The 12827-nt window shown below is 68.7% G+C and carries 11 protein-coding genes and 2 riboswitches; of the genes, 9 read left to right on the top strand and 2 right to left on the bottom strand.

Translation table 11 applies throughout. The features are described 5' to 3' along the window. Nucleotides 1–13: 13 nt before the first annotated feature. Together gcvH and gcvT are read right to left on the bottom strand one after the other, a co-directional pair. Entirely contained in the window at nt 14–391 is a 378-nt protein-coding gene (gene gcvH / locus ACZ48Z_RS19380; protein WP_164435166.1) for a glycine cleavage system protein GcvH, read from the bottom strand. Between the two features lie 178 nt (nt 392–569). Continuing rightward, entirely contained in the window at nt 570–1688 is a 1119-nt protein-coding gene (gcvT, locus tag ACZ48Z_RS19375; protein ID WP_468737052.1) for a glycine cleavage system aminomethyltransferase GcvT, read from the bottom strand. A 52-nt stretch (nt 1689–1740) separates the two neighbouring features. Continuing rightward, nucleotides 1741–1843: riboswitch (glycine riboswitch) on the bottom strand. After that, a riboswitch (glycine riboswitch) is annotated at nt 1844–1941 on the bottom strand. A 183-nt stretch (nt 1942–2124) separates the two neighbouring features. Here gcvT and ACZ48Z_RS19370 point away from each other — a divergent pair. From ACZ48Z_RS19370 to ACZ48Z_RS19330, 9 genes are all read left to right on the top strand, one after another. Continuing rightward, on the top strand, nt 2125–2799 hold the full coding sequence (locus ACZ48Z_RS19370) for an AAA family ATPase (RefSeq protein WP_468737051.1): 675 nt from the start codon (nt 2125–2127) through the stop codon (nt 2797–2799). Nucleotides 2800–2896: 97 nt separating this feature from the next. Then, nucleotides 2897–3697: an enhanced serine sensitivity protein SseB gene (locus ACZ48Z_RS19365; RefSeq protein WP_468737050.1), complete on the top strand. Its 801-nt coding sequence runs from the start codon at nt 2897–2899 to the stop codon at nt 3695–3697. A 200-nt stretch (nt 3698–3897) separates the two neighbouring features. After that, nucleotides 3898–4653, top strand: a complete 756-nt coding sequence (locus ACZ48Z_RS19360) for an enhanced serine sensitivity protein SseB C-terminal domain-containing protein (protein WP_468737115.1) — start codon at nt 3898–3900, stop codon at nt 4651–4653. A 336-nt stretch (nt 4654–4989) separates the two neighbouring features. Next, nucleotides 4990–5988 carry an ABC transporter permease gene (locus ACZ48Z_RS19355; RefSeq protein WP_468737049.1) on the top strand — a complete coding sequence of 333 codons (999 nt, stop codon included), beginning with the start codon at nt 4990–4992 and terminating at the stop codon, nt 5986–5988. Between the two features lie 58 nt (nt 5989–6046). Further along, a complete protein-coding gene (locus tag ACZ48Z_RS19350; RefSeq protein WP_468737048.1) occupies nt 6047–7795 on the top strand; it encodes an ABC transporter substrate-binding protein in 1749 nt (582 codons plus the stop codon). 69 nt (nt 7796–7864) lie between these two features. Continuing rightward, nucleotides 7865–8872 (top strand): ABC transporter permease, encoded by a 1008-nt coding sequence (locus ACZ48Z_RS19345; protein ID WP_468737047.1) that lies wholly within the window; start codon nt 7865–7867, stop codon nt 8870–8872. Further along, on the top strand, nt 8869–9960 hold the full coding sequence (locus tag ACZ48Z_RS19340; RefSeq protein ID WP_468737046.1) for an ABC transporter ATP-binding protein: 1092 nt from the start codon (nt 8869–8871) through the stop codon (nt 9958–9960). The genes ACZ48Z_RS19345 and ACZ48Z_RS19340 overlap by 4 nt, the downstream gene beginning before the upstream one ends. After that, entirely contained in the window at nt 9957–11315 is a 1359-nt protein-coding gene (locus ACZ48Z_RS19335; RefSeq protein WP_468737045.1) for an ABC transporter ATP-binding protein, read from the top strand. Before ACZ48Z_RS19340 ends, ACZ48Z_RS19335 begins: the two co-directional genes overlap by 4 nt. Nucleotides 11316–11415: 100 nt before the next feature. Then, entirely contained in the window at nt 11416–12807 is a 1392-nt protein-coding gene (locus ACZ48Z_RS19330) for a M1 family metallopeptidase (RefSeq protein ID WP_468737044.1), read from the top strand. Nucleotides 12808–12827: the final 20 nt, after the last annotated feature.

Raw genomic sequence — 12827 nt, 5'->3', positions numbered from 1 at the left:
GGTGTGCAGCTCCTCAGCCGGCGGAAAAGGCGGTGTACTCGTCGGCGGAGAGGAGGTCGGCGGGCTCCTCCGTGACGCGTACCTTGAACAGCCAGCCGCCCTCGAAGGGGGCGGAGTTCACCAGCGACGGGTCGTTGACGACGTCCTCGTTGACCTCGGTGACCTCACCGGCCACCGGGGAGTACAGGTCGCTGACCGACTTGGTGGACTCCAGCTCGCCGCAGGTCTCGCCCGCGGTCACCGTGGCGCCGACCTCCGGGAGCTGAACGAAGACGACATCGCCGAGCGCGTTGGCCGCGTGCTCCGTGATGCCGACCGTCGAGACGCCGTCCTCGGCGCCCGACAGCCACTCGTGCTCCTTGCTGTAACGCAGCTGCTGGGGGTTGCTCATGGCCTGAATTCTCCTGTACGCGGGGGAGTGCTGGTGGATGGGGGTCCTGCGGAAGGCGTGCGTGAGCAGCGACTATGTGCTCAGCATCACCTACGGCGACCATGTCCGGCCGCCTGTTTCCGGGCGCCTGCTCAAGCCTTTGCTTCCGGCGCCTGCTTGCGACGCCTGCTTCCGGCGCTTACTTCTGACGCTTGTAGAACGGCAGCGCCACGACCTCGTACGCCTCGTGGCTGCCCCGGATGTCCACACCGACACCGGCCGTGCCCGGCGTCGCGTGCGCGGCGTCGACGTACGCGATGGCGATCGGCCTGCCCAGCGTGGGGGAGGGGGCGCCGGAGGTGACCTCGCCGATCACCTGGCCGCCCGCGACGACGGCGTACCCGGCACGCGGCACCCGACGGCCCTCGGCGACCAGGCCGACGAGGACGCGCGGGGGGTTCTCGGCGGCACGCGAGGCGGCCTTCCCAAGGGCCTCGCGCCCGACGAAGTCCCCCTCCTTCTCGAACTTCACGACCCGGCCGAGCCCGGCGTCGAAGGGGGTCAGCTCCCGCGAGAGCTCGTGCCCGTACAGCGGCATGCCCGCTTCCAGGCGCAGGGTGTCCCGGCAGGACAGTCCGCAGGGGACCAGGCCCACACCCTCGCCGGCCTTGGTCAGCGCCTGCCACAGCTCGACCGCGTGCTCCGGCTTCACGAACAGCTCGAAGCCGTCCTCGCCGGTGTACCCGGTGCGCGCGATCAGCGCGGGGACCCCGGCGACCGTGCCCGGCAGACCGGCGTAGTACTTCAGCCCGTCGAGGTCGGCGTCGGTCAGGGACGCGAGGATGCCCGGCGACTCCGGTCCCTGGACGGCGATCAGCGCGTACGCGTCCCGGTCGTCGCGCACCTCGGCGTCGAAGCCGGCCGCGCGCTCGGTCAGCGCGTCCAGGACGACCTGGGCGTTGGAGGCGTTGGCGACCACCATGAACTCGGTCTCGGCGAGCCGGTAGACGATCAGGTCGTCCAGGATGCCGCCGTCGGCCTGGCAGATCATGGTGTAGCGGGCCCGGCCGACACCGACGGACCCGATGTTGCCGACGAGGGCGAAGTCCAGAAGGGCGGCCGCGGCCGGCCCGCTCACGGTGATCTCCCCCATGTGGGATAGGTCGAAGAGCCCGGCCTTCGTGCGCACCGCGTTGTGTTCGTCGCGCTCGGAGCCGTACCGCAGGGGCATGTCCCAGCCGGCGAAGTCGGTCATCGTCGCGCCGAGCGAGCGATGCAGGGCATCGAGGGCGGTGTGACGGGGTTCAGAACTGCTCATCGGACGGTCGTCTCCAGGGATCCCAGGACATGGGTGTGACGGGCGAGGTGATTCCTCCCCATCTGTCATCGGAACCTGAGAGGTTCGCCATGAGGAACATGGCTTGCACCGTGGGTGGAGCCGCCTTCGAGTGGCGGCCCGCTTTTCAGATGTGCCTCGCCCGCGCGGTAACGGGGGCCTGAGAGATTCAAGGGAGGGACTTGCTCCTTCGGCGCCCGGGTACACGTACCCAGGACTCTCCCGCGCGGATTCAAGCGGCCGGTATGCAGTTGGCGCGGACATCATTGCACGCATCGCGGGCGGGCGGCAGGGCCGCACCCGGCCCCTCCCTTTGTAACTGGCTTGTGGCGGTACGCGTACAGAATCACGGGAGATCATCCATTACCTTCTCTTTACGCTCGGTGGGGAGGGGAGACCCTGACCCCGGAGGAGGACGATGACGGTGAACAGGACCACCGCGTACGCGACGACCACGGGCCTGGCGCTGCCCAAGCAGCCCGCTGCCCCGGCCGTCGAGGCCCGCGGCACGCGCCCGGCGCCGGTCGTCCGTGACCTGCGCGACCGCCTGGGACACAGCCCGCACGCCCTGCTCTTCGGCCCCGGGGACCTCGTCGTCATCACCGGCCTGCCCGGCAGCGGCAAGTCCACCCTGATGAAGCGTGCGGTCAGCGGGACACGCATCGACTCCCAGGACACCCGCGACCGCTGGGACGACCGGCTCTCCTCCTTCCTGCCGTACGCCGTCTACCGCCCCCTGGTCCGGCTCGCGCACTACGCCGGGCTGCGCCGCGCCCTGCGCTCCGGCGAGGGAGTCGTCGTGCACGACTGCGGGACGCAGACCTGGGTGCGCGGCTGGCTGGCCCGCGAGGCCCGCCGCCGGGGCGGCGCCCTGCACCTGCTGCTCCTCGACGTCACGGCGGACGCCGCGCTGGAGGGTCAGCGCGAACGCGGCCGGGGTGTCTCGCGGTACGCCTTCCTGCGCCACCGGGGCGCGGCCGCCCGTCTGATCCGTGCCGTGGAGCGGGGCGACCTGCCGCCGGGCTGCGCGTCGGCAGTGCTGGTCGACCGGGCGGCGGCGGACGTCCTGCGGCGGATCGGCTTCAGCGGCTGAAGTAGGAGAGAACCTTTTCCGGGCCGGTCCGGCTTCCGCCGTACCCGCTAGCCTTTCAGCCGTATCAGTACTGGGTTCACAGCAGGCGGTCAGACAGATGGATTTCCCGGCGGATCTCCCCGCGGACTTCTCGGAGTTCCCGGCACAGACGGCACACCCCCATCCGCACGGCGGATGGCCGGGCAACGAACTGGAGGAGGTGCTCTCCGCCTCCCTCGGCATGCCCTCGGCAGGTGCCCGGATCATCGAGGTGCTCGGCCGCAGCTTCGTCTGGATCCCCCTGCCGAACGGCGGGGGCCCGCACAGCGGCCCCCTCGACCTGCCCACTCTGGAGATCGGGGGCCAGGCGTTCGTCCCGGTCTTCAGCTCCGAGGAGCAGTTCCGCCAGGTCGTCGGCAGTCATCTGTCGTGCACCATCGCCCCTGCGGTCGAGTTCGCCCGTGGCCTGCCCCCGCACGTGGGCATCGCCGTGAACCCCGACGGCGTGGTCGGCGTCCCGCTTCCCCCGGCCGCCGTCGCCGACCTCTGCCGGGTGGGTCGCACCCCCCTCGACGGCCCCAACACCGGCGGGCGGGTCAAGCTCTACGAGCCGGACTGGCAGGACGACCCGGTCGACTTCCTCGCCACCGCCTCGGCGGAGTTCGCGGCGACCGGCGTGGTCCTGACGGCCCGCCGCTGCCTGGCGGCCATCGAGACGGCCGACCCGGTGATGTTCGTCGGCGTCGAACTCTCCCAGTGGGAAGGCGACCTGCGTACCCTGCCGATGGACGCCCTCGGCAGGGCCCTGCACCTGACCCCGGTCCGGTGGCCGGTCAACCTGGTCCTGCTGGACGTGGCGGACGACCCGGTGGGGCACTGGATGCGCGAACAGGTGCGGCCCTTCTACACGCACGGTTAGCGGACCGACCCGGCCGGGGGCGCGGGACTTGTGCCACTATGCGGTCCGCCGCGGGGCACGCCGGGTCACGGACGACCCGTACCCGCCGACGGCGCACAGATCCCGGGCCCGTGGGCGCTTAAGCTGGGTCCACACTCGGGGCCGACTTCAAGAAGGGGCGAAACAGGGTGAGCGCCACCACGACCGGCCAGGTCGAGCACATGCTGCGTCAGGTGACCCCCGGGCGCTACGACGCCTACGAGGCACTGCTGCGCGCCCTCGCGACCCCCAACTCCGGCCAGGTCTGGATGCTTCTGTGGCACGGCCAGTCCGGCTCCCCCGACGCCCAGTACGGAAACATGGAGGTCGAGGGCTACGGCTACGCCCCCTGTGTCACCTCCGCCCAGGAGTTGAGCGCCAGCGGCTGGAACCGCTCCTACGAAGTGGTCGAAGGTATCGACGTGGCCCGCACCCTGTTCCCCGACCACTACGGGCTCTGGCTCAACCCGCACGCCCCGGGCGGCGGCGTCGGCATCCCCTGGCTCGACCTGCGCCGCATCGCGACCGGCCTGGAGCGTCAGCCCGCGGGACCGCTGCGGCTGTCGGAACCCGGTATCGAGGTCCCCCAGTTCTACGCCCTGCTCGCGCACAACGCCCACCGCACCCCGGCGGTCCGCTCGCTGCGCCGCGCCTGGGTGCAGCCGGCGCTCGGGGCGCCGTATCTCGCCATCGGTCTCGACGTGTACGACACCAGCCCCTCGGCCGTCGACTCGGTGCGCGCGATGATGCAGCAGTCCATCGGCGCCGTCCCGGACGGCCTGCCGGTGTCGACCGTGGCGATGTCCGACGAATACGACCCGGTGGCCCTGTGGATGCGAGCCGGGGCGCGGCCCTTCTACGACCGCGAGGCCCACGGTGCCCCCGCGCAGGCCCCGGCAGCCGGGTACGGCTACCCTCCGGCCCGCGGAGGCTACTGAAAGTCACTTTCCTCTTTCTTACGCCATCACGTTACAACCACGTTTCTCCGCGCGTAGATAGCGGAGATTGGTCCGCAAGGTCCGCTAATCTCCGCTTCTGTCCCAACTGCCCCGCGTCCGAGGGGCGTTACCCAGTGTTCGGATAACGGAATCCTCCTTACTGCATCACGGTTGCGCATACTTTCTTCGCCAGGCCTGGCGGGTGATCGCAGCCACGTTGAAGACTCCCCAGTCAGATGCGGGATCGGAGAATCCTGTGAACACGAGCAAGTCGACAAAGCCGTAATCCACGGCAGGTGTAGGCCGGTCACCACCGGCGAGAGGGGTCGGGTCACTGTGACCGCACCGATCGAGACCACCGGGGCGCAGGCCGAGGCACAGCCGGAGGCTGTCCTCGTCGGCGTCGACAAGGGGCTGATCGAGGGCCGTTCCCTGGGGCAGATCGCCTGGTCCCGTTTCAAGAGGGACAAGGTGGCGGTCGCCGGTGGTGTGATCGTCATCCTGCTGATCCTGCTCGCGGTGCTCTCGCGTCCCATCCAGGCCATGTTCGGCCTGGACCCGAACGCCCTGCACCAGGAACTGATCGACCCCAACACCTCGCTGCCCAAGGGTGACTTCGGCGGCATGAGCTGGGACCATCCGCTCGGTGTGGAGCCGAAGTTCGGCCGCGACATCGCCACCCGCATCCTCGAGGGTTCCTGGGTCTCCCTGGTCGTCGCCTTCGGCGCCACGGTCCTGTCCAACACGATCGGCGCCGTCCTCGGCGTGGTCGCGGGCTACTACGGCGGGCGGGTCGACACGATCATCAGCCGGCTGATGGACACCTTCCTGGCGTTCCCGCTCCTGCTGTTCGCCATCGCCATCTCGGCCACCCTCCAGGGCGGTGCCTTCGGCCTGGAGGGTCTGCCGCTGCACATCAGCGTGCTGATCTTCGTCATCGGCTTCTTCAACTGGCCCTACCTGGGCCGCATCGTGCGCGGTCAGACGCTGGCCCTGCGCGAGCGGGAGTTCGTCGACGCCTCGCGGGGGATGGGGGCCCGAGGGCCCTACATCCTCTTCCGCGAGCTGCTGCCGAACCTCGTCGGCCCGATCATCGTCTACTCGACGCTGCTCATCCCGACCAACATCCTCTTCGAGGCGTCCCTGAGCTTCCTCGGCGTCGGCATCCAGCCTCCGCAGGCGTCCTGGGGCGGCATGATCAACCAGGCGGTCGACTACTACCAGGTCGACCCCCAGTTCATGATCGTGCCTGGTCTGGCCATCTTCGTGACCGTGCTGGCATTCAATCTGCTCGGCGACGGTCTCCGTGACGCTCTCGACCCGCGCAGCCGCTGACCCGCGGCGGCGGTGAGAGTCATCAAGATTTCCGACAACAAAGGGGAAGCAGACCATCATGCGAAGGTCAGCGCTGGCCGCTGTAGCGGCCATCGGCAGTGCGAGCCTGTTGCTCTCGGCTTGCAGCAAAGCCGATGACAACGGTGGAGACGGGAACAAGTCGGCTGGGGCCAACGCAGCGACCAAGGGGGTCGTCAACGCCTCCACCCAGAAGGGTGGGACGGTCACGTACGAGTACTCGGACGTCCCGGACTCCTTCGACCCGGGCAACACGTACTACGCCTACATGTACAACCTCAGCCGGCTGTACGCCCGCCCGCTGATGACCTTCCAGCCCGGCGCGGGCGAAGAGGGCAACAAGCTCGTCCCGGACCTCGCCGCGAGCGCGGGCCAGCCGAGCGAGGGCGGCAAGACCTGGACGTACAAGATCCGTTCGGGCCTGAAGTACCAGGACGGCACCGCGATCACCTCGAAGGACGTCAAGTACGCCGTCGAGCGCTCCAACTTCGCGCGTGACGTGCTCTCCCTCGGCCCGAACTACTTCCAGCAGTTCATGCAGGGCGGCAAGGAGTACAAGGGTCCCTACAAGGACAAGAGCGCCGAGGGCCTGAAGTCCATCGAGACGCCGGACGACACCACGATCGTCTTCAAGCTCAACCGTCCCTTCCAGGAGTTCGACTACCTGGTCGCGACCCCGCAGACGGCTCCGGTGCCGCAGGCCAAGGACACCGGCATCGACTACGTCAAGAGCATCGTGTCCTCGGGCTCGTACAAGTTCCAGAGCTACGACGAGGGCAAGCAGGCCGTCCTCGTCAAGAACGAGAACTGGGACCCGAAGACCGACCCGCTGCGCAAGCAGTACCCGGACAAGATCGTCGTCAAGCTCAAGGTCAACGCCGAGACCATCGACCAGGACGTCCAGGCCGGTGACGCGATCGACCTCGGTGGTACCGGTGTCCAGGCCGCGACCCAGGCGAAGGTCGTCAACAGCGCCGACCTGAAGGCCAACACGGACAACACCTACGGTGGCCGTCTGGTCTACATGGCGATCAACAACCAGGTCGCGCCGTTCGACAAGGTCGAGTGCCGCAAGGCCGTCGAGTACGCCATCGACAAGGTCTCCGTGCAGACCGCCGAGGGCGGCCCGATCCGCGGTGACGTCGCCACCACCGTCCTGCCGCCCGACATCACCGGGTACCAGAAGGCCGACGTCTACGCGACCACCGGCAACAAGGGTGACGTCGCCAAGGCCAAGGAGCAGCTGAAGGCCTGCGGCAAGACGTCGATCAACACCAACCTCTCGGCGCGCAGCGACCGTCCGCAGGAGATCGACGCGGCCACCGCGATCATCGCCTCGCTGAAGAAGGTCGGCATCAACGCCAGCCTGAAGCAGTACCCGTCGGGCAAGTACTTCACCGACTACGCGGGTGTGCCGACGTTCGACAAGAAGCAGAACATCGGCCTGCACATGATGCAGTGGGGTGCCGACTGGAACTCCGGCTACGGCTTCCTCCAGCAGATCCTGCACGGTGACGCGATCGGCGCCTCCGGCAACACCAACCTCTCGTATCTGGACGACAAGCAGATCAACGAGATGCTGGAGAAGGCCATCGCCACGGAGGACGACACCGCGCGCAACGCCCTGTACGGGCAGATCGACAAGCGTGCGATGGACCTGGCGGCGCTCGTCCCGCTGACCTACTTCAAGGTCCTGCTGTACCGCCCCGCGGGCTTCACCAACCTGGTGTCCACGGCGGCCTTCAGCGGTCAGTACGACTACCTCAACATCGGCACGACCAAGAAGTAGCCCCGGAAGGCAGGTGAAGGCATTGGTGCCCGCGGGCTCAGCAGCCCGCGGGCACCAGCGCCGGTCCCCGTGATCTCGTACATCCTCCGTCGGACGTTCGCGGCAGTGCTCCTGCTGCTGGTCGTCACCGCGGTCACCTTCGCGATCTTCTTCCTGCTGCCGCGCATGGCCGGTCAGTCCGCCGACCAGCTCGCGCAGCAGTACATCGGAAAGAGCCCGACGAAGGCCGACATCCTCGCGGTCAAGCAGAACCTCGGTCTGGACGACCCCCTGTACCTGCAGTACTGGCACTTCATCAAGGGGATCGTGGCCGGCGCCACCTACAACCTGGGCCCCACCACCGCGCACTGCAGCGCGCCCTGCTTCGGCTACTCCTTCAAGAACCACGTCGAGGTCTGGCCGCAGCTCACCTCACGCCTTCCGGTGACCGTCTCGCTGGCCGCCGGTGCCGCCGTGCTCTGGCTGGTGTCCGGTGTGGTGATCGGCGTGATCTCCGCGCTGCGGCCCCGCAGCTTCTTCGACCGCACCTTCATGGGTGTCGCGCTCGCCGGTGTCTCGCTGCCCATGTTCTTCACGGGCAACCTGGCGCTGCTGCTCTTCACCTACCAGTGGCCGATCTTCGGCCGCACCTATGTGCCGTTCACCGAGAACCCGTTCCAGTGGGCCAACACACTGTTCCCGGCCTGGTGTTCGCTGGCGCTGCTCTACTCCGCCATCTACGCGCGGCTCACCCGCTCGGGGATGATGGAGACGATGAACGAGGACTTCATCCGCACGGCCCGCGCCAAGGGCCTGCGTGAGCGCACCGTCGTGACCCGGCACGGGCTGCGGGCCGCGCTGACCCCGATCATCACCGTCTTCGGCATGGACCTGGGTCTGCTGCTCGGCGGCGCGGTGATCACCGAGACGGTGTTCTCGCTGCCCGGCATCGGCCAGTACGCGGTGCAGGGCATCACCGACAACGACCTGCCCCCGATCCTCGGCGTCACCCTGCTCGCCGCCCTCTTCGTCGTGATCGCAAATCTCCTGGTGGACCTGTTGTACGCCGCCGCCGACCCGCGGGTGAGGCTCTCGTGACCGAACTCTCCAAGACCGGTGCCGCCCTGGGCGAGCCGGCTCCGGGGAACGCCCCCGACGCCTTCCTCGCGGTCCGCGACCTCAAGGTGCACTTCCCGACCGACGACGGCCTGGTCAAGTCCGTCGACGGACTCACCTTCCAGGTGGAGAAGGGCAAGACCCTCTGCATCGTGGGCGAGTCCGGCTCCGGCAAGTCCGTCACCTCGCTGGCGATCATGGGCCTGCACCGGCTCGGCGCGCAGGGCAAGAACGTCCAGATGTCCGGCGAGATCTGGCTGGACGGCAAGGAACTGGTCTCCGCCGACCCGGACGAGGTGCGCAGGCTGCGCGGCCGCGAGATGGCGATGATCTTCCAGGACCCGCTGTCCGCGATGCACCCGTACTACACGATCGGCAACCAGATCGTGGAGGCGTACCGGGTTCACCACGACGTCAGCAAGAAGGTCGCGCGCAAGCGGGCCGTCGAGATGCTCGACCGGGTCGGCATCCCCGAGCCGGACAAGCGCGTGGACGGCTATCCGCACGAGTTCTCCGGCGGTATGCGCCAGCGCGCGATGATCGCGATGGCCCTGGTCAACAACCCCGAGCTGCTGATCGCGGACGAGCCGACGACCGCCCTCGACGTCACCGTCCAGGCGCAGATCCTCGACCTCATCCGGGATCTGCAGAAGGAGTTCGGCTCCGCGGTCGTCCTGATCACCCACGACCTCGGTGTGGTCGCCGAGATCGCCGACGACGTCCTCGTGATGTACGGCGGCCGGTGTGTGGAGCGGGGCAGCGTCGACGACGTCTTCGAGCGCCCGCAGCACCCGTACACCTGGGGCCTGCTGGGTTCGATGCCGCGCATCGACCGCGAGACCTCCGAGCGGCTCATCCCCGTCAAGGGTCAGCCGCCGAGCCTCATCAACATCCCCTCGGGCTGTGCCTTCCACCCCCGCTGCCCGTACGCGGACATCCCCAAGGGCGATGTCACCCGTACCGTGCGCCCGGAGCTCCAGCAGGTCGGCGGCGGGCACTTCTCCGCGTGTCACCTCTCGCCGGAGGACCGCACGCGGATCTGGACCGAAGAGATTGCGCCGAAGCTGTGAGTGAGACGAAGACACCGGACCCGGCGGCTCCCGAAGAGCGCGAGGTGCTGCTCAAGGTCGAGGGCCTGAAGAAGCACTTCCCGATCCGCAAGGGCGTCCTGCAGCGCCAGGTCGGCGCGGTCAAGGCGGTCGACGGCATCGACTTCGAGGTGCACAAGGGCGAGACGCTCGGCGTGGTCGGCGAGTCGGGCTGCGGCAAGTCGACGATGGGCCGGGTCATCACCCGGCTACAGGACCCGACCGGCGGCTCGATCCACTTCGAGGGCCAGGACATCACGCGGCTGAGCGCCGCCGGGATGCGTCCGCTGCGGCGGGACATCCAGATGATCTTCCAGGACCCGTACGGCTCCCTGAACCCCCGGCACACCATCGGCGGCATCGTCTCGGCGCCCTTCCGCCTCCAGGGCGTGGAGCCCGAGGGCGGGGTGAAGAAGGAGGTCCAGCGCCTTCTGGAGCTGGTCGGCCTGAGCCCCGAGCACTTCAACCGCTACCCGCACGAGTTCTCCGGCGGCCAGCGTCAGCGCATCGGGATCGCGCGTGCGCTCGCGTTGAAGCCGAAGCTGGTGGTGGCGGACGAGCCGGTGTCCGCGCTGGACGTGTCGATCCAGGCGCAGGTCGTGAACCTGATGGACGACCTGCAGAGCGAACTGGGCCTGACGTACGTGATCATCGCGCACGACCTGTCCGTCGTCCGCCATGTCTCGGACCGCATCGCGGTGATGTACCTCGGCAAGATCGTCGAACTCGCCGACCGCACCTCGCTGTACGAGGCGCCGATGCACCCGTACACCAAGGCGCTGATGTCGGCGGTGCCGGTGCCCGACCCGAAGCGCCGGGGCGCCAAGTCCGAGCGCATCCTGCTGCGCGGTGACGTGCCGTCCCCGATCTCACCGCCCTCGGGCTGCCGCTTCCACACGCGGTGCTGGAAGGCGACGGAGGTCTGCAAGACCACCGAGCCGCAGCTGATCGAGCTGCGCCCCGGCCAGCGCGTGGCCTGCCACCACCCCGAGAACTTCGCGGACCAGGCTCCGCAGGACACGGTCCTGCTGTCGGTCGCCAAGGAGGCGGCCGCACTGGTCGCCGACGAGGTGCTGGCCGAGTCGGCGGAGACGTCGGCGGCCGTGGCGGCGCAGGTGGTCGCTTCCGAGGACACCGAGCCCTCGGCGGAGACGGCCGAGAAGCCCGCGGCGGAGGTCACCGCCGACGCCGAGGCCACGTCGGCGAAGACCGGCCCGGGGGCCAGGACCACGCCCGCCGCAGCGGTCCAGGAGCCGGCCGCCGCCGAGGAACCCGCCTCCGACACCCCGGGCTCACCGGAACCGGAAGCGGATCGTCAGGAGTCAACCGACAAGTAGCGCATGACGAGTTGGCAAAGTCATGCACATGCCCGAACGGGAGAGTGAAGAGTCGTCCGTGTCCGACTTATCGGTACACGCTCGAAAGGGACGACGACTCATGAAACTCTCCCGTTCGGCACGTTCAGGGGCCATCGCGACCGCGGTGGCCTCTTTCTTCGTCGTCGCCGCCTCCCCCGGCCCCCACCCGGGCGCACCGGGCATCGGCGACAGCTACTTCCCGAACCTCGGCAACGGCGGCTTCGACGCCCGGCACTACACCCTCGACGTGGCGTACAACCCGGACACCGACCGCCTCGACGGCCTTACGACACTCACCGCGCGCGCCACCCAGAACCTCTCCTCCTTCGACCTGGACCTGCAGAAACTCGAGGTCACCCGGGTCGAAGTGAACGGCAGACGGGCCCAGTTCACGCGCGACGGCGACGAGATCCGCATCTCCCCGCGCGAGTCCCTGCGCAAGGGCCACGACTTCACGGTCGCCGTCACCTACGGCGGTGTGCCGCAGCCTCTCAACGGCCCCATCGTCTTCGGCTCCGACTACGGCTGGATGAAGACCCCCGACGGCGTCTTCGTCGCCTGTGAACCCAACGCGGCCTCCACCTGGTTCCCGTCCAGCGACCACCCCTCCGACAAGGCCACGTACGACATCCGCATCAAGACCCCCAAGGGCCTGACCGCGGTCTCCAACGGCCGGCTCGTCTCGACGTACGACAAGGGCGGCTCGACGTACACCCACTGGCGCGAGAAGAAGCCGATGGCGACCTACCTCGCGACCGCCACCATCGGGAAGTTCGACGTGCGCACCGGGACGACCCCCGGCGGCATCCCCATCTACACCGCCATCGACCCGGTGCTGGAGAACAGCAACAGCGTCGACGTGTACGGCGTGACGGCCGAGGCCACCGACTACTGGTCGCAGGTCTTCGGGCCGTACCCCTTCGAGGAGACCGGCGCGATCGTCGACGACATGCCGCAGGCGGGGTTCTCGCTGGAGGTGCAGACGAAGCCGGCCTACTCGGCGGTGCGCAGCGAGACGACGATCGTGCACGAGCTCGCCCACCAGTGGTTCGGCGACTCGGTGAGCGTGGAGCACTGGAAGGACATCTGGCTCAACGAGGGCTTCGCCACGTACGCCCAGTGGCTGTGGGCCGAGCACCGGGGCACCCGCAGCGCCCACGACTCCTTCCTCGCGGGCTACAACGCCCGCCCCGCCGACAGCCCCTTCTGGCAGACCACCGTCGGCGACCCCCAGCGCGACACGATGTTCGCGTCCGCGGTCTACCAGCGGGGCGCGATGACCCTCCAGGTGCTGCGCGAACGCATCGGCGACACGGCCTTCTTCAAGCTGCTGCCGGCCTGGACGGCACTCCACCGCTACGGCAACGCGAACACCGCCGACTTCGTCCGCCTCGCCGAGAAGATCAGCGGACAGCAGCTGGACGACCTGTTCGGGACGTGGCTGTTCACGACGGGCAAACCGGCCCTGTAGCAGTCCACGGGTAAGAATGT

This window comes from Streptomyces sp. NPDC031225, from assembly GCF_055570355.1.
The sequence above is the reverse complement of the archived record's forward strand: the minus strand, read 5'-3'. Positions and strand labels throughout refer to the sequence as shown.

What these genes read in the sequence shown, in the direction of transcription:
- ACZ48Z_RS19350 (WP_468737048.1), top strand. Translation starts at nt 6,047, where the DNA reads ATGCGAAGGTCAGCGCTGGCCGCTGTAGCGGCCATCGGCAGTGCGAGC.
- ACZ48Z_RS19370 (WP_468737051.1), top strand. Translation starts at nt 2,125, where the DNA reads ATGACGGTGAACAGGACCACCGCGTACGCGACGACCACGGGCCTGGCG.
- ACZ48Z_RS19360 (WP_468737115.1), top strand. Translation starts at nt 3,898, where the DNA reads ATGCTGCGTCAGGTGACCCCCGGGCGCTACGACGCCTACGAGGCACTG.
- ACZ48Z_RS19330 (WP_468737044.1), top strand. Translation starts at nt 11,416, where the DNA reads ATGAAACTCTCCCGTTCGGCACGTTCAGGGGCCATCGCGACCGCGGTG.
- gcvT (WP_468737052.1), bottom strand. Translation starts at nt 1,688, where the DNA reads ATGAGCAGTTCTGAACCCCGTCACACCGCCCTCGATGCCCTGCATCGC.
- gcvH (WP_164435166.1), bottom strand. Translation starts at nt 391, where the DNA reads ATGAGCAACCCCCAGCAGCTGCGTTACAGCAAGGAGCACGAGTGGCTG.
- ACZ48Z_RS19365 (WP_468737050.1), top strand. Translation starts at nt 2,897, where the DNA reads ATGGATTTCCCGGCGGATCTCCCCGCGGACTTCTCGGAGTTCCCGGCA.